The sequence below is a fragment of the Pseudarthrobacter leeuwenhoeki genome, assembly GCF_055412885.1.
This window is the reverse complement of the sequence record NZ_JBVAYY010000005.1, coordinates 116,291-141,034: the sequence shown is the minus strand read 5'-3', so window position 1 is coordinate 141,034 and position 24,744 is coordinate 116,291. Positions and strand designations below refer to the sequence as shown.

Genomic DNA, 24,744 nt, shown 5'->3' with positions numbered 1-24,744 from the left:
GAGAGATGCAGACTTTTCTTCCGTTCCCCGATTTCCAGCAGAGCGCCGCGGTTTTGGACCGTGCACGGCTCGGCAAGCAGCGCGTCGAAGCGCTGCAAACCCTGCGTGCGCTGGTGATTCCGGAGTACGGCTGGCAGTCGCACCCGGCCATCCGGATGTGGATGGGGTACGTTCCCGCACTGACCCTCTACGGCCTGACCATGGTCGACGAGTGGACGGCCCGCGGCGGCGAAGACACCACCCGCGAGAAGATCATGGAATTCGCGCCACAGGCTGCGCACCCCGACTATGCCGCGAAGATCCCCATGCCGCCGTGGCTCGGTGCCCCCGAACTGCACCTGAGCCACCGCTCCCGGCTGATCGCCAAGGACCCGCGGTTCTACACGGAGCTGTTCCCGGATACCGAGCCGGACCTGGAATACGTCTGGCCCGAACCCAAGCTTGAGCTGGTGCCGGAGGATCCTTCGGGCGACCGTATGTGGGTCCTCCGTCTGCCGCTCGATGACACCGATCCGAAAAAGCTGGACACCGTCAGCCTGCCCCTCGTAGGCAAGGCGAAGGCCGCCGCCGCGGGCGACGACGAATACCAGTTCGTGTTCGCCGATTCCGGTGCCCGCCGCCCCGCGAAGCAGCGCAAGCTCCCGCCGAAGCAGCTCGTGAAGAAGCCCACCCGCAAGCGCCAGCATCAGGAAGAAGCGTTCAACACACTTCCCGGCAATTCGACCGTGGCCGTCCCGTTCGACGGCGGTGCGTCCTTCGCCGTGGGCAAGGTCCTGGGCCGCCCGATCACTGTGGAGGGCCGCTTCGCGCGCAACTTCAAGGTCGACGAGATCGTGAACCGCTCGGACTTTGATTACCCGGCGCTGCTGCAGGATCCGCGGGTCTTCTTCCCGATTCCGGCGCGGTAACCAGCCCAGCCGCGTCGGTTGCTACCTTCACCGCTCCCCTTCACGGAATGTCTCGGCCAGATAGTTGACTGTGAATTGAGGCGTCTGCTGGATTAGGGTGGCTGCCACACGTCTGCACCAATCGCTGCAGCACGGCAGACCATCGCTAGTTGGGGGACAACATGGCTGCAGGAGACAAGGCTGCCGAGCAGTCGAGGCTGGCCGCGGAGCGAGTGCAGCGTCTGCGGCGGGAGCTTGACCAGGCGGAGCGGAATGCGCAGGCATGGTCTGCAGGCGCAGCTGGTGAGGCCAAGGTTGCGGACAGAATGACTGAGCTGGAACCCCTTGGGTGGCTCGCGCTTCATGACGTTCATTGGCCGGGAAGGCCGAAGGCCAACCTCGACCACATCTTGGTTGGTCCCGGTGGTGTCCTGATTGTTGATGCCAAGAACTGGAGCGGTGACGTCCGGTTGAGGGACGGAATCCTCCGCCAGAACGGGTACTCCAGGGAACAACAGGTCTCGGGAATTCTCCAGCAGAGTTCCGCGTTGTCAGCCTTCCTGGAACCCGATCACCGGCGTCTTGTCCAAGGGTGGATCTGCTTGGTCGGACAGCCGCAGCTCCAAGGCATCACAGCCAGCGGCATACGAATTGAAGGCCTTGACACCCTTCGTGGGGCGGTGGCTGGACTGCCATCCGTTCTCGATCCGGCCCTCGTTCCCGCCATCCACGACTACTTGCAGGGGCTGTTGGGCGGAGCTACGAGTCCCCGGCTTTTGACCACGGCGCAGTTCAACCAAAACGACGGCGCGGCGGCATCCCTGCATCAAATGCGGGCCCGAACGCAGGTGGCAGCACGCAAAGCCACTCCCCCGGCACAATCTCAACGTCGGCCAAAAAGGCCAGGCTGCGGGAAGTTCCTGTTCCAGATGACGTTGTTGATCGTCGGAGTCTCACTGCTAATGGACTTCGCCGCGAACTACCGCCCGGCAGCGCCCACGGCCCCGCGACCATCTCCCAGCATCAGCCAGCCACTCCCGGCGGGGTAGTGCGGGACCTTGCAGAGCGCGGTTGCCCCTCGATTACTGGCACACTGGGCCTATGACTCTACTTCTGGCCGGTTGCGGCGATCTGGGCACCGAGGCGGGGCTGCGGTTCGCCGCGGCCGGCCACCGGGTGGTGGGCTGGCGGCGTTCGCCGGAAAAACTTCCGCCCGCTATCGAAGGTGCAGCGGCTGACCTGAGCGCCGGTGAACTGCCGCCCATCCCGGCGGACACCACCGCCGTCGTCGTCGCCATTGCGGCGGACTCCCCCACCGAAGCTGCCTACCGCGCGGCGTATGTGGACGGCCTGTCCAACGTTCTGGACGCCGTGCTGGACTCCGGCGCCCCGGTCCGGCGCGTGCTGTTCGTCTCCTCCACCGCCGTTTACGGCGACGCCGGCGGGGACTGGATCGATGAAACCACGACGCCGGCACCCGGCGGGTTCTCGGGGCGCACTATCCGCGAGGCGGAGGATCTCCTCGCCAGCCGGTTGAGCGGCACCGGAATCACTCCGGTGGTGCTGCGGCTCGGCGGCATCTATGGTCCCGGGCGGACCCGGCTCATTGACCAGGTCCGCGGCGGGTCCGCGGTCATTCCGGCTGAGTCACGCTTCACCAACCGCATCCACCGCGACGACGCCGCGGCTGCGATCGTTTATTTGTGCAGCATGGAATCCGCCCCCGGCCCGGTGTATCTCGGCGTGGACAACGAGCCCGCCGAGCTCGGCGAGGTGCTGAGCTTCCTGGCCGACGAGCTGGGTCTTCCCCAGCCGCCGTCGGGCACGGCTGACGGTGGCGGGCAGGGTGGCGGCGCGCCGAGCGGCGGCGGCGAGCCGTCCCGCGGCGGCAACAAACGTTGCAGCAATGCACTGCTGCGGAGCACTGGATTCGAGTTCCGGTACCCGAGTTTCCGCGAGGGTTACCGCGCTATTCTTGCCGGAGCGGGGGTCCGGCACCCCTAAACGGGCGCTCCGGATTCCACCACCCTTTCTTTGAGGAGAACCATGGATTTTCACGAGATGATTCAGGAAATCGGCGGGTTCATGGACATCGCTGGCGTGGCCGTGATGGTGATCGGCGCCATCGTGTCCGTCCCCATGGCGATGCGTGGCTTCCAGTCGCGCAGGCTGCCGGCCGGGGCCGAGCCGCTGTCCGTGTACCGCTCCTACCGGCAATTGCTGGGCCGTTCGATCCTGCTCGGGCTGGAACTCCTGGTTGCTGGGGACATCATCAAGACCGTCGCCGTCACTCCGACCTTTGAAAGCGTCGGGGTGCTCGCCATTATTGTGCTGATTCGAACCTTCCTGAGCTTCTCCCTCGAGCTTGAAATTACCGGCCGCTGGCCCTGGCAGAAGCAGCCCGAGGGCGCCTCGGCTGCGTCGCCTGCGGGCTGAACAGCTTCCGGGGGTCACAGGCTCCCGCTAGGCTCAGGACATGACTGAATCCTCCGCATCCCTTGCTCTGGCCGTCGCGACTGAAGAACTCCCCGCCGGCGGGGCGCTTTTTGACACCACCCGGCCCCGGAACTAGCGGGCACCTACTTATGGACATTGACCCCTGGCCTCATGCCCCTGAGCTTCCGACCCCGATCATCATGGATCAGTGGTGGACGGATGCGGTCTTTCTCCACTGGCGCATCCCTCATGCCGTCGCGGCACCGTTTATGCCCCCGGGTGTGGTGCCGGACGAGTTCGACGGTTCCACCTGGGTGGGGCTGATCGGTTTCCGCATGAAGGGCGCCGGCTTGGGCCGAGGGCCCGGGATCCCCTATTTCGGGAGCTTCAACGAGATTAATGTGCGCCTCTACTCCAAGGAGCCGGACGGCACCCGGGGTGTGGTTTTCCTCAGTCTGGATGCCACGCGGTTGGCCGTAGTGCTTGCGGCGCGCGCAGCCGGGATTCCGTATGTGTGGTCTCGGGCGGGCTTCCGCGCGGAGGGGGCTCTGGATCCCTTCGCCTCTTTGAAGGGCGGACGTCCGGCCGGGCTGGCGGGTCCGGCTGGGGCGGCAGGCGTGGTCGAGCCCCGGGCCGGGTACTGGGTGCGGCGGTTCCGGGGTGGCGCCCGGAGCGACTTTGCGGTTGCCCCGGAGTTCGACGTCGAAGCAACCGACCCGCACTCCCTCCACCTCACCGCACGGTTCGGTCTGCACACCCGATTCCGCGGCAGGACCCTGTACGTACCCAACACGCACACGGCGTGGCCGCTGTACCGGGCGCAAGTGACTCACCTCGAGGACCAGCTGGTCGCCGCGGCGGGCATCAATGTCACGGGGCCACCCGAATCGGTGCTCTTCTCACCCGGGGTCAGCACCCAGTTTGGCCGGCCACGTGTGTTGAATAACGGGTCCTGAGTCTTCCTGATGACCTGATTCGGACGCGAAGGTTATGGGGCGCGAATAATGTCAGAGCCCTTCGATAGGTTGGGTTTATGGAAGCCGTCGGGGATTTCTTTTCTTTCCAGGACACGGGCCGGGTCGCTGATCCGGCCGGGCAGTCCGGGGTGGATGGCGCCCTCGCCAGGCTCCGGGAAACGGCTCTGACAGCGGTGGAGGACGCGGCGTTGCGGGGTTTCCAGGCGGCGGCGGATTTCGCCGGCACGGTGGAGGAGCTCTCGCGGATCGTGGAGTATTTGCAGCTCGTGGCGGCCGGGGCCGTGGACCGGACCCGGACGCAGGCCGCGGCCTCCGCCCCGAAGGCCGGCACCTCGTGGACCACGGGCTGGCGGGAAACCACCGGCTCCGGCGCTGGGACTGGGACTGGGGCTGGGGCTGATGGCCCGGTGGTTGTTGTGGATGACGGGTACCGGAACACCACGGAGTTCCTGCGGGCGCGGCTGCGGATCAGCGCCGCCGAGGCCCGGCGCCGGCTCGCCCTGGCCGGGACTCTGCTGCCGCGGCAGGGATTCACCGGCGAACCACTGCCACCGGTCCACGGGGAACTCGGGTCCGCCGTCGCCGCCGGGGAGGTCGCCTCCCGGGCCGGGACCATCATTACCCTGGCGCTGGAGAGTGTCCGGCACGTCTGCGACGGGGAGGCAGCTGCCCGGATGGAGCACGCCCTGACCCGCACCGCCGTCGAGAACGACCCGGATTTCCTGGCCCGTGTGGCCCGGAGCTGGACTGACGCGCTGGATCAGGACGGCGCCGAGCCCTCCGAGGAACTCCTGCGCCAGCTCCAGGGCGCCTTCATCCGCAAACCCCGCCACGGCCTCCAGCACCTGGAGATCTTCGCGACCGCCGAACAGTTCGAACACCTCCTCACCGTCATGAACACCGCCACCAACCCCCGCACGACGGTCCCGGAGACACCGGGAACCACGGCCGCCGGAGAGGGTCCGGGAACCGCGGCAGCCGGTGCGGGGTCCGCGGGGTCCGCGGGCGGGCCTGCCACGGCGGCGGCCACCCACTCCGCCGGAGCCGCCACCGAAGCCAGCCCCTGGGCCGGCGCCGGCACAAACAGCGGGCATGCTGGCGTGGACGTGCCGCTGGACCTGCGCTCACGCCCGCAAAAACTCCTCGATGGCCTCGTCGGCGCCGCCAAGGCCGCCCTCGCCGCCGGCACCCTCCCGGCCGCCAGAGGACTTCGGCCCCAGGTCATGGTCACCATCGACTACCGGGCCCTCCTCGCCCGGCTCGGACACGGCGACGGGGACCTGCAGACCAGCACCGGCGGGCCCTTCCACCCCGGCCAGGCGATGGCGCAGACCGGAAACCTGCTCTTCACCGGCCCCGTCACCGCCGCCACGGTCCGGAAGATCGCCTGCGACGCGGACATCATCCCCGTCCTCCTCGGCACCGAGGGCCGGATCCTGGACATCGGCCGGGCCTCACGGGTCTTCCCGCCCCACATCCGCAAAGCCCTCACCGCCCGCGACCAGGGCTGCGCGTTCCCCGGCTGCACCATCCCCGCACCCTGGTGCGAAGCCCACCACATCACCTACTGGTCCCGCGGCGGAACGACCGGCACGGAGAACGGCGTTCTTCTCTGTTCCCACCACCACCACGTGATCCACAAAGAACACTGGACCATCCAGGTCCGCACCGGCATCCCCTGGTTCATCCCGCCACCCCACATCGACCCACGCCAAAAACCCCGACGCAACTACTACTTCCGCCCCGCCAATCCCGGCACCGCCGCCTGACCCCTGCGGTTGAAAAAGCGCCGGAGGGCAACGGGCAAGATAGCTCAAAGCTGACGTCGGGGACCCTGCCTGATCCGGATATCTCGATCATGGAGATAACATCGAACTGTGAAGGATGCCAGGCCGGAGGACCCCGGCCACTCCAGTAATGCCGCTCCGTCGGATGACCCGGCGAAAGCGCCCGAGCATGGAGCCCGCGGGCTTGGAGCCCCGGGACCGACACTGAATACCCAGGAATCGATTACCGCGGACTCGAAGTCCGCGCACCTGCCTTCCGTGGATCCCGAGCCGACGCGCCTCCGCTCGACAGTCCTGGACTGGAGCGACGCCTTAACTGCCCTGGCGCTGATCGGGGTCCCGCTCTGGATGTTGCTTGGCAACAGCGCCGTCCTCGGCGGCCATCCCGCACTGCCCGTCCTGCTCGGGGCCGCTGTCACACTGGGCCTCTTCTGGCTGTTCAGACTGGTCAGACGCTCGACCCTGATTGAGCGCTGGGGCCTGAACAAACACCGGAACCTGGCACGGCACCAACGGCCGCAAGGCAGGGTGTCACGCTGGCGACTGCTCCGTGGCTTCGTGGGCCGGATTGTTGTCTTGGGCCTCGTCGCGGGTCTGGCGTGGCTCAACCCATTTACGTACCAGCCCGGGGGTGCTGCCGGCCAGGCCATGGGGACCACCGGGAGCACCAACACGACCACCACCGAAGACGCCACCACCATCACCCTGACCCCGGAAGGGAAGGCCCGCGCGGGCCTCGTCTTTTACCCAGGGGCGCGGGTTGATGCGCGCGCCTACCAGGACATCCTGCGCCCGCTCGCGAACGCCGGCTATCTGGTGGTCATCTTGAAAGTGCCCCTGGGCATCTCCCTGCTGAGCACAGGCCAGTCCCGCGGAGCCATGGACCGGCATCCCGAGATCACCTCCTGGGCTGTGGGTGGCCACTCGCTGGGAGGAGTGAGCGCATCCGCCTTCGCGAAATCGAACCCCGAGGTGTCCGGACTCCTGCTGTTTGCCTCGTATCCCGCGGACAGCATGGCGGCGTCCGGTGATCTCTCGGTGCTCTCCATTTCCGGCTCAAACGACGGCCTCACCACCCCGGACAAGATCGCGGAGTCGAAGCCCCTGCTCCCCTCGGCCACCATCTACGCAACAGTGGAGGGCGGCGTGCACGCATTCTTCGGCGACTATGGTGACCAACCCGGGGACGGCGTGCCGGGCATCTCCCGCGAACAGGCGCAGCAGCAGATCGCCGCGGAGTCGGTCCGTTTCATGGACCGGCTCGTGTCGACCGGCTGACCCGCGGGGCAGGCCCAGAAAACCGCTACGACGAACGGCTGCAAGCGGCGTGTGGGGACCTCACAACTCCGCCCGCTAACGCCCCGCGGCGTACCCCTGCGCGCCGCGGGGGTTGGCCGCCGCCTGCAGGACGCCGGTTGACGGATCGCGCACCACTGCGGAGAGCCGTCCGAGCGTCCAGCCGCCCGCGCGGGTGACGACGTGACCGCGGCGTTCGAGTCCAGCGATGACGTCCTCGCCCAGCCGGTCCTCCACGACGGCACCGCCGGGCTCCCAGGTGCGCGGCCAGAACGAACCGGGCATCGACGTCGTATGGAAGGTGGCGGCGTCGATGGCCTGCTGCGGCGAGTAGCCGCCGATGATCGTGCGCAGCAGGTACGGCAATTGCCACTGGTCCTGCTGGTCACCGCCCGGCGAACCGAGCGCAGTGACGGCCTGGCCGTCCCGCAGCACGAGGGTCGGCGTCAGCGTGGTGCGCGGCCGTTTGCCCGGCGTCAGCGTGGACGGGGTGCCGCGTTCCAGCCAGGTCATCTGCAGCCGGGTACCGAGGCAGAAACCCAGCTCCGGGATGGCGGGGGAGGACTGCAGCCAGCCACCGGACGGCGTGGCCGAGACCATGTTCCCCCAGCGGTCCACGACGTCGATATGGCAGGTGTCACCGCGGGTCTCCCCGCTCGGCGCCACGGTGGGCTCCCCCGCTCCGAGCCCGGCGGAGCCCACGGCTTCGAGCGCCGGCGGCGTGTAGTGGGTGCGCAGCGGCGGCATGTACGGCTCCCGCCCGGGTACTGAACCGGGTCGGAATTCGTGCGAGGCCCGCTCGCCGATCAGTGCCCGGCGGGCGGCGCAGTACTCCTCGGACAGGAGGTAGTCCAACGGCACGTCCGCGTCGCCGTAGTACGCCTCCCGGTCCGCGAGCGCCAGTTTCTGGGCCTCCAGGATGGTGTGCGCCCCGAGCTCGGTGGACGGGTCGAGGTACTCGTCGTCGAACCCCTCAAGCAGGGCGAGCGTCTGCAGCAGCGCCGGGCCTTGCCCCCACGGCCCGGTCTTGGCGATGGTGTGCCCCCGGAACTCAACGGTGGCTGCCGGCTCGTAGCCGGCCTCAAACCCCGCGAGATCGGCCAATGTGAGCACACCCCGGTGGTCTGTGCCGGAGGAATGCCGGTGCGGGGTCCGGACGGAGTCCGCCATGGCCTTGGCCACGAAGCCCTCGCGCCATTCGCGGCGGGCCTCGTCGATCCTGCCCTCGCGGGACTGCGCCACCGGGCCGGCCGTCCCGGCGTCGACCAGCCGCTGCAAGGTCCGGGCGTAGGCCGGATTCCGGACCAGCTCCCCCTCAGCCGGGATCCGTCCGCCGGGCATCCAAAGCTCGGCCGAGGTGGGCCAGTGCGTCCGGAACAGCTCCGCCACGGCCGCGATGGTCGTCCCGACCCTGCCCAGCATCGGGTGCCCGTCGCGGGCATAGCCGATCGCGAATGCCAGCACCTCATCCAGTTCCCAGGTCCCGTGGTCGCGCAGCAGCAGGAGCCAGGCGTCGACGGCGGCGGGCACCGCGGCGGCCAGCGCCCCTGAGCCCGGCACCAGTTCCAGGCCCTCGGCGAGATAGTGCTCCACGGTAGCTCCGGCCGGTGCCGGGCCCTGGCCCATGAGGACCACCGGTGTGCCCGGTTCCTCCGCAGTGACGAAGACACCGGTCATGTCCCCGCCGGGACCGTTCAGGTGCGGCTCGACAACATGCAGCACGAAGGCTCCCGCCGTCGCGGCGTCGAAGGCGTTCCCGCCACGTTCCAGCACGGCCTGGGCAGCCGCCGTCGCAAGCCAATGCGTGGAGGCGCTCATCCCGAATGTGCCTTGCAGCGTGGGACGGGTGGTAAACGTCGCCGGGCGTGTGAAAGCCGCGGAAACGGAGGGGGCGGTTGCCACGGAACCTACAGCGGTATCAGCCAAAGAGGAACGCCACCCGGGTCAGGGTCTCGTACACGCCGTAGCCCAGGGGCACTCCGACGAGCGCCCAGGCGACCACCAGTTTCCCGGTGGATCGATTCACCGGTGTCTGTTCAGTGCTCATTTCAGGCCTCCCAAAGCGCGTTCGTCGGGCCGGACGGTGTCCGGGCGTGGTTCGTGGAACCGGGCGTCGACCGGTTTGACCAGCAGGTTGGCCACAAAACCGATGAGCAGCAGCCCCACCATGGTCAGCAGCGCGGGCTGGTAGGACGCGGCGGTCAGCTGGCCGGGCTTGCCCTGGGCATCCAGGAACGCGTTGACGATGAGCGGGCCGGCGATCCCGGCCGCGGACCACGCGGTGAGGAGCCGGCCGTGGATGGCGCCGACCTGGAACGTGCCGAAGAGGTCGCGCAGGTAGGCCGGGACAGTCGCGAAGCCGCCGCCGTAGAAGGAGATGATGACGAACGCGAGCGCCACGAAAAGGAAGGTGCTGGTGGAGCCGGCCAGTGCCAGCACCAGGTAGAGCACTGCGCCGACCCCGAGGTACATCATGTAGATTCGCTTGCGGCCAGTCACATCCGAGGTCGCGGACCAGGCAAAGCGGCCGGACATGTTGCCGATCGAGAGCAGCCCCACGAAGCCCGAGGCGACGGCGGCACTCACCAGGGACACGCCGTCGGACTGGCGGAAGAAGTCCTGGATCATCGGGGCGGCCTGTTCCAGGATGCCGATGCCAGCGGTGACGTTGCAGAACAGGACGATCCAGACGAGCCAGAACTGCCTGGTCTTGACCGCGTTCTTGGCGGAGACGTTGTCTGTGGTGACGAGGGCGGCTCTCTTGACCTTGGCCGGGTCGAAGCCGGCGGGCTTCCACCCCTCGGCCGGGACCTTGATGGTGAACGCGCCGAACATCATGTAGGCGAGGTACACGGCGGCAAGGGTGAGGAAGAGCTTTCCGACGGCGTCGCCGCTGGCCACCCAGCCCTGGGTGCCGGAGTTGGGGTCGTACATTCTCAGCAGCGCGCTGGAGACTGGGCTGGCGATCAAAGCACCGCCACCGAAGCCCATGATGGCCATGCCCGTCGCCAGGCCCGGGCGGTCGGGGAACCATTTGATCAGGGTGGAGACCGGCGAGATGTAGCCGATGCCCAGGCCGATGCCGCCGATGAAGCCGTAGCCCAGGTAGACGAGCCAGAGCTGGCTGGTGAAGATGCCGAGCGAGCCGATCAGGAAGCCGCTGGACCAGAACACCGCCGAGGTGAACATCGCCTTGCGCGGGCCGTTCTTGTCCACCCAGGTGCCCATGATGGCGGCGGAGAGGCCCAGCATCACGATCGCGATCGAGAAGATCACGCCGATCTCGGTCAGGCTGACGCCGAAGTGCTTTACCAGCGCCGTTTTGTAGACACTCGTCGCGTACGCCTGGCCGATGCACAAGTGCACGGCGAGCGCTGCGGGTGGCACCAGCCACCGGTTGAATCCCGGTGGGGCGATCGTTCGGTCACGGTCCAGCCAGCCCATTTAGTGCTCCCATTGGTTGTCGAAGACGTCGGTGTCCCAGCGGCCTAGGGGCGACAAGCCCCCTGCGGCGAGCCGAAGCCTCCAGCAATTATGGTGCAGATCGACAGCAAGCGAACTAATTCTGCGACGAGCGGTGGGAAAACCGCGATGAACGGTCTGCTGGCCCTACTTTCCAAGGCCCGCCTTCCGCAGCGCCTCGGCCATGGCCGTGTTGGCCGGTGCCGGAACAGGCACCTGCCTCTGCGGCTGCTTTGCGGGAGTCCGCCGGTCCGGTGCCGGTTTGCCGGTCTGTCGACCAGACTGCTGCTTCGCCGCCGGTGGAGCCGCCTGTGTTGACGGCGCCTGCTTCGGCGCCTGTGGAGCTGCCGTTTCGTCGTCGAGCCTCAGCGTAAGCGAAATCCGTTTCCGGTCCGGGTCGGCCTCCAGTACCTTGACCCGTACCACCTGGCCGGACTTGACCACTTCCCGCGGATCGGACACGAAGCGGTTGGCCAGCGCGGAGACGTGCACCAGGCCGTCCTGGTGCACCCCGACGTCGACAAACGCGCCGAAGGCCGCCACATTGGTCACGGTCCCCTCCAGCACCATCCCGGGCCGGAGGTCCGAGATCTTCTCGATGCCCTCCGAGAATGTTGCCGCCGCAAAGGCCGGGCGCGGGTCACGGCCGGGCTTTTCGAGTTCGGCGATGATGTCCTGCACGGTGGGCAGGCCGAAGGACCCGTCGACGAAGTCCTGCGGATTCAGGACGGCGTAGCTTCCCGCGGCCGGCCCTTTCCCGCCGGCGGCGGCTTTGATCCTGCGCGCCACCGGGTACGCCTCCGGGTGCACGCTGGAGGCGTCCAGCGGCTCCGCTCCCCCGGTGATCCGCAGGAAACCGGCACATTGTTCGAACGCCTTGGCGCCCAGACGCGGCACCTTCTTCAGCTCGCTGCGTTTGTTGAACGGGCCGTGCTCGTTCCGGTACGCCACGATGTTCTCGCTCAGCAGCGGCCCGACGCCGGCCACGCGGCTCAGCAGCGCCGGGGAGGCGGTATTGACGTCCACGCCCACGGCGTTTACACAGTCCTCGACGACGGCGTCGAGGCTGCGGTCGAGTTTGGCGGCGGTGACGTCATGCTGGTACTGCCCGACGCCGATCGACTTCGGCTCGATCTTCACGAGCTCAGCGAGCGGATCCTGCAGGCGCCGCGCGATGGACACGGCACCCCGCAGGGACACATCCATACCGGGCAGCTCCGCGGCGGCCAGCGCCGACGCGGAATACACCGAGGCGCCGGCTTCGGAGACCACAATTTTCTGCGGTTTGGCTGTGTCTGTCGAATCGCCGGCGGCAGCGCCCGGCGCCGTAAGCTGCTTGAGCAGTTCCGCCGCGAGCTTGTCCGTCTCCCGCGACGCGGTGCCGTTGCCGATCGCCACAAGTTCGACGTGGTGCTTCCGCGCCAGGTCCACAAGCGTCCGCAGCGCCTCGTCCCACTTCCGCGCCGGGGCGTGCGGGTAGACGGTGTCCGTCGCAACCACCTTCCCGGTGCCGTCCACCACCGCGACTTTCACGCCGGTGCGCAGTCCCGGGTCCAGGCCCAGGGTGGCGCGGTTTCCGGCCGGCGCGGCGAGGAGCACGTCGCGGAGGTTGGCGGCGAATACCCGGACGGCCTCGTCCTCGGCCGCGGCGAACATCCTGCTCCGCAGGTCTGCGGTCAGCCGGGCCAGCACCCGCGAGCGCCAGGCGAGCTGTGCGGTCTGCAGCAGCCACCCGTCGGCGGGCCGGCCGCGGTCGGCAACCCCGAGGAACCGGGCCACGGCGGCTTCGTACCGGCCCCGCGCGGCGGCGAGGGCGGCGTCGTCGTTCGGTTCAGCCTCGGCAAGATCCAGCTCCAGCACCCCGTCCTTCTCGCCGCGCAACAGCGCCAGGACACGGTGCGAGGGCATCCCGGACGGCTGCTGGGAGAACGCGAAATAGTCCTTGAATTTCTGTCCCTCGGCGTCCTTGCCCTTCTTCACGCGGGACACCATCCGGCCCTGCGTCCAGAGCCGCTCCCGCAGTGTGGCGGCCAGGTCCGGGTCCTGTGCGACCCGCTCCACCAGGATGGAGCGGGCACCGGCGAGCGCCGTCGCGGCGTCGACGATGGAATGTTCGGCGTTGAGATACCGGGCGGCTTCACGTTCCGGATCCAGTTCCGGCCGTTTCAGCAGGGCGTCGGCGAGCGGCTCCAGCCCGGCCTCGCGGGCGATCTGCGCCTTGGTCCGCCGTTTGGTCTTGAACGGCAGGTAAATGTCCTCCAGCCGCGACTTCGTATCGGCGCCGACGACGGCGGCCTGCAATTCCGGAGTCAGGGCACCCTGCGCGGCGATCGCCTCGAAAATACTCCGGCGGCGGTCCTCCAGCTCGCGGAGGTAGCGCAGCCGCTCGTCCAGCTCACGGAGCTGGGTGTCGTCGAGCGTCCCGGTGGCTTCCTTGCGGTACCGGGCGATGAACGGCACGGTGGAGCCGGCGTCGAGCAGGTCCACGGCCGCCTTCACCTGCCAGGCCTGCACACCGAGCTCGGCGGCGATCTGGGCGGCGATGCCGGACTCCTGCGTGTGCGGGGCCAGGGTCTTGGCGGACGAAGTCCGGGGCTGCGGTGCGGAGGCTGAACTGGCGGGGCGCTGCGGGAGTTGAGTCACCCTGCCATTTTGCCTTACCGGGGTCAGGGGCCGGGCTCGCCCGTCGGCGGAAGAGGCTCCTGCACGTCCTGAACAACCTCGTTGCGGCGCAGGAACCACGGTTTGAACGGCGGATCAAAGCGGGCGAATCGTGGCGGCCCCACGGCCGTCAAACCGGCCAGCACCAGTGCCGCCTGGAGGCCGTGGGTGCGCCGTTCAAAGGCAGCTTCCGACCCGCTGCCCGAGAACTGGAGAGCAGCCGTCAGGGACCCGGGGATGGTCCGGATCTTGACCAGGGGGTTCGCCGGGACCGGGGCCGTCTCCGCCGTCAAGCCGGCGGGGAGGACAAAGGCAACCACAAAATCAGCGTTCCCTTCGCTTCCCGGCAGCGGACCGCTCTGGAGCACCGGGGCGGTCATCGCCAGCTTCTGCGAAGGACCGGACTCCTGGAGCACCGGGGCGGTCATCGCCAGCTTCTGACGGGCGTTGTTGCTGCCGCTGATGTAGTTGAACAGGTGCCGGAAGGCAGCATTCCCGGCCTTGTCGAACGTCGCATTGACCTGTACCTCGGCCACAACGTACGCGGGATAGCGGCGCAGCTCGAAGTGCGCGAAGCTCTGGACCAGCTCGTAGGGTTGCTGTTCAGTCATGGTCCTCAGACCATACGCCGATCCTGCGACGGGAACCAGCGGCATTTTGCCCGTTCCAGGTGCCTGGCTCCAGCTTGATTGTCGGAGGGCTTTGATAGCTTGAAGAACAGGACGCCAGGTTGCGCTGGCGGCACGTCTGGGGCGGCAACTCTTGGCCGGCAAGCCGCTACATCCGCGGCGCATCAACATCGGGGGCACAGTGTTTTTTCTTGAACCGGAAATAGCAGGCACCGCGCAGGATCTGGTCTTCTCCGCGAGCGACCTCGTGATTGCGGCCAGTTGTGAGTACCAGCTGCTGCGCAAACTGGACGAGAAGCTGGGCCGCACGCCCAAAGCTGCCTTCGCCGACAACGAGATGCTCAAGCATGCAGCCGTGCTGGGTGACCGCCACGAGCATAAGGTCCTCGAGGGTTTCTTCCAGGAGTTCGGACACTGGGATCCGGCCTCCGGGCGCGGCGTGTACGACGTCGCACCGGCACAAACCATGGACCGCGCCACGCTGCTGGCCAAGCACCGGGAATCCCTGGACGCCCTGAGCTCGGGCGCCGAGGTGGTGTTCCAGGCCGCTTTCTTTGACGGCCAGTTCCATGGCCGCTCCGATTTCCTGGTCCGCCAGGCCGACGGCAGCTACGCCGTCTTCGACACCAAACTGGCCCGCCACGCGAAGGTGACCGCGCTGCTCCAGCTGGCCGCCTACGGTGATCAGCTGCTCCAGGCCGGGATGACGCCGTCCCCCGTTGTGACCCTGGTCCTCGGCGCCACGGTCCCGCTCCCGGGCGGCGGCTTCGACTACGTCCGAAGCCACCACAAACTCGCGGAAATCCTGCCGGTCTTCCGCGAGCGGCGGGACCGCTTCCTGGCCTTGACCTCGTCACATCTGGCGCAGCCCGGCACCGTGCAGTGGGGCGCACCAGGGCAAAGCGCCTGTGGCCGCTGCGACTACTGCCATGAGCAGGTCGTGGCCACCGACGATCTGCTGCTCGTGGCGCGGATGAACTCGGCGCAGCGCAAGGCACTTCACAAGGAGGGCATCCGCACCGTTCGAGCATTTGCCGACGCCGCCCTCGTCAGCCCGAATTCCTCCCTGCTGCGGCTTCAGGCCCAGGCCCGGATGCAGGCTGGCATCGGCCCCTCCGATGGGGAAGCCCGGTACGTCAAGGACGGCGAAGCGCACACCATTCGTTTTGGGGTGATTCCGAAAAACACGCTCGCCGAGCTGCCCCCGCCCAGCGCAGGCGACATTTTCTTCGACTTCGAGGGCGATCCGCTGTGGCAGGACAGCGCCACCGGGGTCTGGGGACTGGAGTACCTGTTCGGCGTCATTGAGGCGCCGACGGGACCCGGCGTCCCCGGAGTGTTCCGTCCGTTCTGGGCACACAGCCGGGAAGCGGAGAAGCAGGCCTTCCTCGATTTCCTCGACTACGTGGAAAAACGCCGGCAGGACCACCCGGACATGCACGTCTACCACTACGCGGCGTACGAGAAGACGGCGCTCCGGAAGCTCTCCGTGATGCACGTGGCCGGCGAAGACACCGTGGACGAGTGGCTGCGCCTGGGCCTCCTGGTGGACCTCTACCAGACCGTCCGCAACAGCATTCGGATCTCCGAGAATTCCTACAGCATCAAGAAACTCGAACCGCTGTACATGGGGACGAATCTGCGCTCCGGGGACGTGTTGGACGCCGGCGCCTCGGTGGTCGCCTACTCCCACTACTGCGATGCGCGCGACGACGGCCGGGTCGAGGAAGCGGCCGGCATTCTTGCCGGGATCTCCGACTACAACGAATACGACTGCCTCTCCACTTTGGAGCTGCGGAACTGGGTCCTCGGGCTGGCCGGGGAGCGCGGGATCAGCGCGGGCGGCGGCGGTGCCGGGCCCGCCGCCCTGTCCAAGGCAGTCGACGCCGGCGCGGGCACCGTCCCGGGTGCTGCTGACCTGGACCCGCTGGAAGTGGCGCTGGGAGCCCTGGCAAGTGCCGGCGTCGGGCTGTCCGAGGATGACCGGAAGGCGGTTTCGATGCTGGCGGCGGCGGTCAGCTATCACCGCCGGGAGCGGAAGGCGTTCTGGTGGGCGCACTTCGACCGCTGCGAGTCCGGCCCCGACACGCATCACAAGCAGGACCGCAACGTCTTCCTCGTCGAGGATGCGGAAGTGCTGGAGGACTGGTGGAAGGACGGCGCCAAGCTTCCGGAGCGGAGAGTGAAGCTGATTGGCACGGTCAGTCCGGGCTCGGACCTCCGTGAGGGCAGCACATGGTTCCGCATGTATGAGCCGCCGCTGCCGGCCGGGCTGGAGGGCACCGGGATCAACGGGACCGGACGCAACGGGTGGTTCGGCACCGAGGTTCTGGAACTGGGACACGAGGACGGCAAAGACACCGTCATCGTCCGGGACAAGCTCCGCAAGAACATTGAGCCGTATGTCCAGGTCCCTGTCGCGCTGACCGAGGACCAGCCTATCCAGACCAAGAGCCTGGAGGATGCCCTGGCGGCGCTGGCCTCCAACGCCGCAGCGGGACTGCGGTCCAACCCGCCGGTGTTCCCGCGCCACCCGGCCCTCGATCTCATCCGCCGGGTGCCTCCACGGATTGCCTCCGGGGCGGCGCTGCCCGCGCCGGGCGAAGGCCCGGACCGGTTCATCGACGCGATCACCGCGGCGGTGCTGGCCTTGGATCACTCCTATGTCGCCGTCCAGGGGCCGCCCGGAACCGGTAAGACCCATGTGGGATCGCATGTCATCGCGCGGCTGGTGGACCGGGGGTGGAAAGTCGGCGTCGTCGGCCAGTCCCATGCAGTGGTGGAGAACCTGCTGAGGACCGCGGTGACCAAGGCGGGCGTCGATCCGTCCCTGGTTGCCAAGGAAGTGAAACACGCGGAGCCTCTCCCCTGGGAGCAGCGCTCGGCGAAGGATGTCGCGCGCCTGCTGGGCTCGCCGGGTGGGGCGCTCATCGGCGGGACCGCCTGGACCATGACGGGAGCCAACGTCCCGGCGGGGTCGCTGGATCTGCTGGTGATCGACGAGGCCGGGCAGTTCTCGCTGGCCAATACCCTGGCCGTGGCGCAGGCCAGCAGCCGCCTGCTCCTGCTCGGCGATCCCCAGCAGTTGCCGCAGGTCAGCCAGGGCGCACACCCCGAGCCCGTGGATGAGTCAGCTCTGGGCTGGGTTTCCGCCGGTCATGCCACGCTGCCGCCGGACCTGGGCTATTTCCTGGCCGACTCGTGGCGGATGACTTCCGAGCTGTGCCGGGCCGTCTCCGAACTCTCCTATGAGGGGAAGCTGCGCTCAGCTCCGGCGGCGGACCTCCGGTGGCTCGAAGGAGTACCGGCCGGGATAGAAACCGTCATGGTGGAGCACAGTGGAAACGTCACGTTGTCCGCCGAGGAAGCCGCCGAGGTCGTCCGCCAGGTGCGGCGCCATCTGGGGCTGAGCTGGCACTCGGAACAGGGCACCCGGCCGCTGGCCGTGGCGGACATCCTTGTGGTCGCCGCCTACAACGCCCAGGTCAACGTGATCCGCGAGGCGCTCGATGCCGCTTCCCTGTCCGGCGTCCGGGTGGGAACCGTGGACAAGTTCCAGGGCCAGGAGGCCGCCGTGGTGATCGTGTCCATGGCATGTTCAGCGGTGGCCGAAGCGCCGCGGGGCATGGAGTTCCTGCTCTCACGCAACCGGATCAATGTGGCGGTGTCCCGCGGCCAGTGGCGCGCGGTCGTGGTCCGTGCGCCCGGGCTGACCAACTACCTCCCCACCCACCCAGAGGGCCTGGAGCAGCTGGGCGGGTTCATCGGGCTGTGCCAGCGGTCGGTCGCAGCCCGATGAACGGGACATGCCCATTCTTCGCCCCCGCGCCCGCGGGACATGCCCATCCTTAAGCACGAACGGTGGGCAGAATGGCATTCTGCCCACTGTTCGCGGCTGCGGCGGGACATGTCCCGCGGGAACCGTGGCTGCGGCGGGACATGTCCAGTGGCGGCGTGTGCCGCCAGCCGGTGCTAGTTCTGGTACACGGGGTAGTCCGTGTAGCCCTTGGCATCGTCGCTGTAGAACGTGGACGGGTCCGGCTCGTTGGTCGGCAGCCCTTCACGCCAGCGGCGGACCAGGTCCGGGTTGGCAATGACCGGGCGTCCGACGACGACGGCGTCAGCGTGGCCGTCCGCGACCAGCGCTTTGGCTTCCTCGCGGGTGGTGATGACGCCGAAGCCCGAGTTCAGCAGGAAGGGTCCGCCGAAACGGGTGCGCAGATCCTGCACCAACGCGCTGGTGGCCGGATCCTTGTGCAGCACGCTCAGGTAGGCGAGCTTCAGGGGCGCCAAGGCATCCACCAGAACCTTGTAGGTCTCCTGGACATCCGCTGCGTCAAGTTCGGTGGCACCCTGCACGTTGTGCTCGGGAGAGATACGGATACCGACCCGGTCGGCGCCAACCGCGTCCACCACGGCCCGGGCCACTTCAATGACGAAGCGCGCACGGTTCGCCGGCGAACCCCCGTAGACATCGTCGCGCTGGTTGGCGGAAGGGGCCAGGAATTCGTGCAGCAGGTAACCGTTGGCAGAGTGCAGCTCGACGCCGTCGAACCCGGCACGGATCGCATTGCGGGACGCCGTGACGAACTCCTGGACGATGCCCGGCAGTTCCTCGGCGGTCAGGGCGTGCGGAACGGGGAACGGCTTCTTCCCCTCGTAGGTGCGGGTCTCGCCGTCAATGGCGATGGCGCTGGGCGCCACCACCTGGTGACCACCGTTGGTGCCTTCGTGGGTGACGCGTCCGGCGTGCATCACCTGGGCGAAGATGCGGCCGCCCTCGGCGTGCACGGCAGCGGTGACATCGGCCCAGCCCTTGAGCTGTTCCTCGGTGACCAGGCCCGGCTGGCCCGGGAACCCCCGGCCGGCGGGGCTGGGATATGTGCCCTCACTGACGATCAGGCCGAGGGAAGCCCGCTGCCGGTAGTGCTCGACAACCAGCGGGCCGGGAATGCCTTCCTTTCCGGAGCGGACGCGGGTCAGCGGCGCCATCACAAGTCGGTTGGGCAGTTCCAGCTCGCCGAGAGTCATCGGGGAAAACAGCATGCGCAGTTCCTTTCACCAGGGATTGGGTTCACTGGCTATAACTGCACGGCGCCTGCAACTATTCCGGGTGAGACCCGGATCACTACGGGTGGACGATGATCTTTACCGCGGTGTCGTTGTGGTGGATCAAGGTATCAAAGCCCTTGTCCACGAGATCATCCAGGGCGATTCTTCCCGTGATGAAAGGCTTCAGATCGACTTTGCCCTCCTGGACGAGCTTGATCGCGGCCGCGTGATCGCCGCAATAGGCGATGGTTCCGCGGAGGTCGATTTCCTTCAGGACGATCTTCTGCATGTCCACGGTGGCCGGACGTCCCCAGATCGAGACATTGACCACGACGCCGGCCGGCTTCACGACGTCGAGCATGGTGTCCAGCACGGCATTCACGCCGGCACATTCAAAGGCCGCATCCGCCCCCGCACCGGCTGTCAGTTCCAGCACCCGCGCCTTGACGTCATCGGTGCTCGGGTCCAGCACATGATCCGCGACTCCCGAGGAAACCGCTTTGTCCTTCCGGGCCGCCGACAGCTCGGTGACGATCGTGGTGACGCCGAGGCCCTTGAGGACCGCTGCGGTCAGCAGGCCAATCGGGCCCGCACCGCCGACGACGGCGACGTCCCCGGCTTTGACATCGCCCCGGCCGACGGCGTGATATGCCACGGCGAGGGGTTCGATGAGGGCAGCTTCGTCCAGCGGAATGTCGCCGACGGGGTGGACCCACCGGGTGTCGACGACGACCTTCTCACTCAGGCCCCCGCCGCCGCCGGCGAGGCCGATGAAGCCCAGCTTGGTGCACAGGTTGTAGTGGCCGCTGAGGCACGGGCCGCATTCATTACAGACGATATAGGGTTCCACCACGACGCTGTCCCCGATGGCGAGCCCGGTTACGCCCTCCCCCAGTTCCTCGACGGTGCCGGAGAATTCGTGCCCCAGGGTGACGGGTGCTTCCTCGTGGGAAATCGGGTGGGGGTGGCCGGGCGGCGGCGTGAAGATCGGCCCTTCCAGGAACTCGTGGAGGTCAGTCCCGCAGATCCCGCACCAGGCGACGGCGATCTTCACCGTCCCGGGGCGCAACTCCGGCTCCGGAATGTCTTCGATCCGGAGGTCCTCACGGGCATGGAATCGTGCTGCTTTCATGGTGTTTTTTCCTTCGTATTACGGGCCGTGGACGCGCCCGGTCAGGCGCGTCCACGGCATGTCGGTGGAGTCTCACAAGGAGGCCGTCACCCCCCAGTGTGGTTCCCCGGGCTGTGATTGTCACGGCCCGTCCAGGTCAGCGCGTGTGGTGCGTGGGCTGACGCTCGAAGACCGGCGTCGGCAGCCCTTCCATCCTGGCTTTGAGCTGCAGCGCAAGATAGTTGGAGTAGTGGCGGCTTTGGTGCAAATTGCCGCCGTGGATCCAGAGGCTGTCCACGTTGGTGGGCTTCCACATGTTGCGCAGTTCCCCTTCCCACGGCCCCGGGTCCTTGGGAGTGTCGGATCCGAAGCCCCAGCACTTCCCGACGGCGTCGGCCACCTCGGGTGAGACCAGATCGGCCAGCCAGCCGTTCATGGACCCGTAGCCGGTGGCGTAGATGATGGCGTCGGCTTCCAGCTCCGTCCCGTTGACCATCACGACGGCGTTCCCGGTGATCTTGCCGACCTCGCCGTTGGCGAGCTTGACGCGCCCGTCGATGATCAGCTGCGAGGCACCGACGTCGATGTAGTAGCCGGAGCCGCGCCGCAGGTACTTGAGGAACAGGCCCGAGCCGTCGACGCCGAAGTCCAAGTCAAAGCCCGCGGCCTCGAGCTGGGAGTAAAACTCCGCGTCCCGCTCGGCCATCTCGGCATAGACCGGAATCTGGGCTTCGGGCAGGATCCGGTACGGCAGCGACGCGAACAGCAGGTCGGCTTTCTCCGTGGTGACCCCGTTGGCGAGCGCCTCCTCGGAGTACAGGCCACCGAGGGCCAGGTCCATGAGGGATTCGCTGCGGGCGATGTGTGTGGAGGACCGCTGGACCATGGTGACGTCCGCGCCGTGCTCCCAGAGGTCGGCGCAGATATCGTGGGCCGAATTGTTGGAGCCGATGACCACGGCCTTCTTCCCGGTCCAGTCACCGCCGCCCGGGTGCTTGGACGAGTGGTACTGCTCCCCCTGGAAGGATTCGGCGCCGTCGAACGCCGGAACGCTGGGATACCCCGAGACGCCCAGGGCGAAGACGAGCTGTTTGGGGCGCAAGGTGACCGGTTCGCCGTCGCGCATCACCTCCACCACCCACTCCTGCGAGGCTTCGTCGAAGCGTGCGCTGGTGCATTCGGTCTTGGACCAGTAGTTCAGTTCCATGATCCGGGTGTAGTTTTCCAGCCAGTCGCCGATCTTGTCCTTGGCCGCGAAAACCGGCCAGTCGTCGGGGAACTTGATGTAGGGCAGGTGGTCGTACCAGACCGGGTCGTGGAGGTGCAGGGACTTGTAGCGGTTCCGCCAGGAGTCGCCCGCGCGCTCGTTCTTCTCGATGATGATGGTGGGCACGCCGAGCCGGCGCAGCCGCGCGCCGAGACCGATCCCGCCCTGGCCGCCGCCGATGATGACGGTATACGGCTGGTCTTCGTAGCCGAGCCGGGCTTCCTGCTCCTCCTTCAGCTCAAGCCACGACTTGCGGCCCTTGGTGATCTGGTGGGCGACCCCTTTCTCCCGGTTGGGCCCCTTCTTTTCCTCGAAGCCCTTGAGCTCCTGCATGGTGGTGAGCAGGGTCCAGCATTTGCCGTTGCGGAGGCGCAGATGGGCGTAGCCGCGGGCCTGGGCGGTCTCGAAGTTCACCCACGCCTCGGTGTTGGCAGCGTCCCCGGTGGCATCCTCGGCCAGCGTCCAGTTGCTTGGCTGCACATCGTCCAGGGTCGCATCCAGCATGCGCCGGATCTCCTCTTTGCCTTCAAGGGTTTTGAGGTTCCAGGTGAAGGAGACGAAATCGCGCCAGTACGAATCGTCGTCGAATAGCTCAAGCACGTCGTCCGTGTTGTGGCTGCGCAGCGCCTCATCGAACTGCGCCAGCCACGCCTCGACCACGCCATTTGGAGTCTCAGGCATGTTTCCTCTTTCCGTTGCTAACTGTGGGCCGTCCGGTTGTATGACATCCAGACCACGCAGTGACCTGCATCACTAGTAAAGTCCGCAGGGGGTTACAATCGGGTTACACAGAGCTCTCAAGCTCTTGGCCGGCGGCTGTGCCGGTGAGGGCGGGCGGCAGCCGTCCAAGGGCGACGATTCGAGGGCGACGATTCGAGGGCGAGTTGGGACCATGAGCATGCGGCAGGGCAGTCGCTCCATCACGCAACTCTCGGACCTGAGGTTTTCGGCTCCCGCGGAGTATGCCCGCGCCCTGCGGAAAGCGCACGAGTCCACGGTGCCCGGCACTCCGAACCCGCATTTGTCGCCGTCCCTCGTCAAGTCCTGGCAGCGTTCCCTCGCGCTGGGCATCAACCCGGACCAGCACCTTCCGATCCACCGGCATGAGGTTGCCGAGGCGCGCTCGCTCAGCGCCGGACACCGACTGGCCGCTGTGATGCCAGCGCTGTCACAACTGCTGGCCGACGAGACCGCAACCGGACGCCACCTGTTGATCGTGACCGATCATGAGGGCGAAGTGCTGTGGCGCGTTGGCAGCAAACAGGCGTTGAAACTCGCGGACTCCCTGGAGTTCGTGGAGGGGGCCGACTGGTCCGAATCGGGCGTTGGCACCAACGCCATCAGCGAAGCCCTGGTCACGGGCGCCCCCGCGCAGCTCTTCTCGGCCGAGCACCTGGTACGGACGCATCACGACTGGGCCTGCACGGCCGCTCCGGTCCGCGACCCTCTGACGGGGGAAGTCATCGGAGTCCTGGACGTGTCCGGCCCGTTCGAATCCGTCACGCCGGACAGCCTGCGCCTGGTGCGCTGTGGAGTGCGGCTGGCTGAGGAGCTGTTGAAATCCGCCACCCCTCCCGTTGGGGCCGGCCCCAGGCCCGGAGAGCCTGCCGGCACCGCTGCGGCGGGGCGCTCCGAAGCCGGGGTCCGGTCGCAGCTGACGCTGCGGCTGCTGGGGGACGCACCGTCTGCGGCGCTCGACGGCGGCGCCCATCGCCCGCTGACGCTGCGCCGTGCCGAGATCCTGGCCCTGCTGGCCTCCCGGAACCAGGGCTGGAGCGCCGACGAACTGGCCTACGAGATCCACGGCGACGCGGGCACCGCCGCGGCGATCCGGACCGAGATGCACCGGATCCGCAGCATCCTGGGCAACGTGGTCGAAGCGAATCCCTACCGCTTCTCGACGGCCGTCAGGGTGGTTACGGATGCCTCACTGGTGGCGGGCCATTTGCGGGACGGCCGGGTTGCCGAGGCATTTGCGGCGTATCGGGCCAAATTCCTTAACCGTTCGAGCACCCTCGGGATCGGGTTCATGCGCGATGAGCTCAATGAAGCCGTCGGCGCCTCCGTCCGGACCAGCGGTGACGCCGGGTTGATGCTCCAGTGGTGCACCAGCGACATGGGCTCCTCGGACACTGCGGCCGCAGCAACGGCGGCCACCCTGCTGGGACCCCAGGATCCACGCTTCCAGCTGGTGAGCGCCCGGATGGAACGGCTCGACCGCGAGCTGCGCGCGTAGCTCCCGTGCCGTCGGCGCACTTGCCGCTGCCGGCAGCGGGGTTCGACGCTAGGGCGCAGGAGGTACGACGCCGGGGCACCCCTGGCCTTGCGGGTTGCGGAGGCAGTCGTCAGCGTAGTTCCGGGTGATGGAGCGCCAGACGCTCACGGTCTGCGGCGGCGAACTGAATTGCCCTTGCCCGGGGATGGGCAGCGGCGGGCCGCCATTGACCGAGTACGTGCCCTGAAAATGGGTGGTCAGCACCACCGGGAAGTCGCCGGTCTGGGTGTAGACGTGGCTGGTGGTGGTCTTTTCGCCCCAGCGGTCCTGCGGGATTGGTCCACCGGCCGCCGCCTGGGGCCCCAGCGAGGTTCCGTCGCCGTAACTCCAGGTGTACTGGACGGGCTTGGCAACGACGTGCACGTCCTGGGCCAAGATGGTGATGTCGAATTGCTGCTCGGCCGCGTCAGCGAAGAAGTTCGTTTCGGCGCCTCTGAGGGTGTGCGGACTGGGCTGGGCCGTGACTGAACCTGCAGCGATCGGCAGCTGCTGGAACTCCGTTTGAATCATGGCGGCTATCCGGGGAAGCAAGTCCTCAGGTCTGGGATCGAAGAGACATGTGGGCCCGGAGTGAAAGCTCCACGTTGGATTCGGCACGCCCGACGGGGCTTTCAGCCACACAACCGGAATGCCGTCCGCGCCGTCGGGGCCGTTCTTGCAGTCGACGAGGACAGCAAGGCAATCCGTGTCGAAGTCGCCGGCTCCCAGATGGCACTGCAGTTCGTACTTGTATTGGTGTGGATCGGCTTTCGGGACGCCCGGTTGAAGCGCAACGAACTTCCCTGTTGTCGGATCCATCCTCCAGCCTCCGACATTGACGCCCTGATTGCCGAAGCCGGCGTCGATGCCATCCCCCTCAGCGAGCGCAGCCTGAGGAAACGAGCTAAATCCGACGACTATGCAG

Annotated in this window: 18 protein-coding genes; 9 read left to right on the top strand and 9 right to left on the bottom strand. The window is 67.5% G+C overall.

Features of this window, described 5'->3' with window-relative positions; genetic code table 11:
* Positions 1–5 precede the first annotated feature (5 nt).
* The 7 genes from ACZYX4_RS06005 (at position 6) to ACZYX4_RS05975 (ending at position 7,365) form a co-directional block, all read left to right on the top strand.
* On the top strand, positions 6–908 hold the full coding sequence (locus ACZYX4_RS06005; RefSeq protein ID WP_463874434.1) for an MSMEG_6728 family protein: 903 nt from the start codon (positions 6–8) through the stop codon (positions 906–908).
* Positions 909–1,069: 161 nt separating this feature from the next.
* Entirely contained in the window at positions 1,070–1,936 is an 867-nt protein-coding gene (locus tag ACZYX4_RS06000; RefSeq protein WP_463874432.1) for a nuclease-related domain-containing protein, read from the top strand.
* 52 nt (positions 1,937–1,988) lie between these two features.
* Complete coding sequence (locus ACZYX4_RS05995) at positions 1,989–2,891, top strand: SDR family oxidoreductase (protein ID WP_463874431.1); 903 nt, start codon at positions 1,989–1,991, stop codon at positions 2,889–2,891.
* A gap of 42 nt (positions 2,892–2,933) precedes the next feature.
* On the top strand, positions 2,934–3,323 hold the full coding sequence (locus ACZYX4_RS05990; RefSeq protein ID WP_463874430.1) for a DUF1622 domain-containing protein: 390 nt from the start codon (positions 2,934–2,936) through the stop codon (positions 3,321–3,323).
* Positions 3,324–3,472: 149 nt separating this feature from the next.
* Entirely contained in the window at positions 3,473–4,279 is an 807-nt protein-coding gene (locus ACZYX4_RS05985; protein ID WP_463874429.1) for a YqjF family protein, read from the top strand.
* 77 nt (positions 4,280–4,356) lie between these two features.
* Entirely contained in the window at positions 4,357–6,069 is a 1,713-nt protein-coding gene (locus ACZYX4_RS05980) for an HNH endonuclease (protein ID WP_463874428.1), read from the top strand.
* A gap of 108 nt (positions 6,070–6,177) precedes the next feature.
* The gene (locus tag ACZYX4_RS05975; RefSeq protein ID WP_463874427.1) at positions 6,178–7,365 is read left to right on the top strand and encodes an alpha/beta hydrolase; all 1,188 of its coding nucleotides are present in this window, start codon (positions 6,178–6,180) and stop codon (positions 7,363–7,365) included.
* Between the two features lie 75 nt (positions 7,366–7,440).
* Here ACZYX4_RS05975 and ACZYX4_RS05970 read toward each other — a convergent pair whose 3' ends face one another.
* The 5 genes from ACZYX4_RS05970 to ACZYX4_RS05950 all read right to left on the bottom strand — a co-directional run bounded on the left by ACZYX4_RS05970 (position 7,441) and on the right by ACZYX4_RS05950 (position 14,117).
* A complete protein-coding gene (locus ACZYX4_RS05970) occupies positions 7,441–9,201 on the bottom strand; it encodes a gamma-glutamyltransferase family protein (RefSeq protein ID WP_463874425.1) in 1,761 nt (586 codons plus the stop codon).
* 100 nt (positions 9,202–9,301) lie between these two features.
* On the bottom strand, positions 9,302–9,430 hold the full coding sequence (locus ACZYX4_RS05965; RefSeq protein WP_463874423.1) for an MFS transporter small subunit: 129 nt from the start codon (positions 9,428–9,430) through the stop codon (positions 9,302–9,304).
* A complete protein-coding gene (locus ACZYX4_RS05960; RefSeq protein WP_463874421.1) occupies positions 9,427–10,827 on the bottom strand; it encodes an OFA family MFS transporter in 1,401 nt (466 codons plus the stop codon). Before ACZYX4_RS05960 ends, ACZYX4_RS05965 begins: the two co-directional genes overlap by 4 nt.
* Before the next feature lie 165 nt (positions 10,828–10,992).
* Positions 10,993–13,488 carry a Tex family protein gene (locus ACZYX4_RS05955; protein WP_463874419.1) on the bottom strand — a complete coding sequence of 832 codons (2,496 nt, stop codon included), beginning with the start codon at positions 13,486–13,488 and terminating at the stop codon, positions 10,993–10,995.
* A 23-nt stretch (positions 13,489–13,511) separates the two neighbouring features.
* Positions 13,512–14,117 carry an SOUL family heme-binding protein gene (locus tag ACZYX4_RS05950; protein WP_463874417.1) on the bottom strand — a complete coding sequence of 202 codons (606 nt, stop codon included), beginning with the start codon at positions 14,115–14,117 and terminating at the stop codon, positions 13,512–13,514.
* Positions 14,118–14,316: 199 nt separating this feature from the next.
* Between ACZYX4_RS05950 and ACZYX4_RS05945 the strand changes: the two genes are divergently transcribed.
* Positions 14,317–17,934: a TM0106 family RecB-like putative nuclease gene (locus ACZYX4_RS05945; protein ID WP_463874416.1), complete on the top strand. Its 3,618-nt coding sequence runs from the start codon at positions 14,317–14,319 to the stop codon at positions 17,932–17,934.
* A gap of 173 nt (positions 17,935–18,107) precedes the next feature.
* On the opposite strand, the gene ACZYX4_RS05940 is transcribed toward ACZYX4_RS05945, so the two are convergent.
* The 3 genes from ACZYX4_RS05940 to ACZYX4_RS05930 all read right to left on the bottom strand — a co-directional run bounded on the left by ACZYX4_RS05940 (position 18,108) and on the right by ACZYX4_RS05930 (position 22,246).
* Positions 18,108–19,181, bottom strand: coding sequence for an alkene reductase (locus ACZYX4_RS05940; RefSeq protein WP_463874414.1), 1,074 nt, complete (start codon positions 19,179–19,181; stop codon positions 18,108–18,110).
* A gap of 82 nt (positions 19,182–19,263) precedes the next feature.
* Positions 19,264–20,319, bottom strand: a complete 1,056-nt coding sequence (locus ACZYX4_RS05935) for a 2,3-butanediol dehydrogenase (RefSeq protein WP_463874413.1) — start codon at positions 20,317–20,319, stop codon at positions 19,264–19,266.
* A gap of 136 nt (positions 20,320–20,455) precedes the next feature.
* Positions 20,456–22,246: an NAD(P)/FAD-dependent oxidoreductase gene (locus tag ACZYX4_RS05930; protein WP_463874412.1), complete on the bottom strand. Its 1,791-nt coding sequence runs from the start codon at positions 22,244–22,246 to the stop codon at positions 20,456–20,458.
* Between the two features lie 217 nt (positions 22,247–22,463).
* On the opposite strand from ACZYX4_RS05930, the gene ACZYX4_RS05925 reads away from it, so the two are divergent.
* Positions 22,464–23,801 (top strand): GAF domain-containing protein, encoded by a 1,338-nt coding sequence (locus ACZYX4_RS05925; protein ID WP_463874410.1) that lies wholly within the window; start codon positions 22,464–22,466, stop codon positions 23,799–23,801.
* Positions 23,802–23,849: 48 nt separating this feature from the next.
* Here the strand turns inward: ACZYX4_RS05925 and ACZYX4_RS05920 are convergent, their stop codons facing one another.
* Positions 23,850–24,638, bottom strand: coding sequence for a hypothetical protein (locus tag ACZYX4_RS05920; protein ID WP_463874408.1), 789 nt, complete (start codon positions 24,636–24,638; stop codon positions 23,850–23,852).
* Positions 24,639–24,744 lie beyond the last annotated feature (106 nt).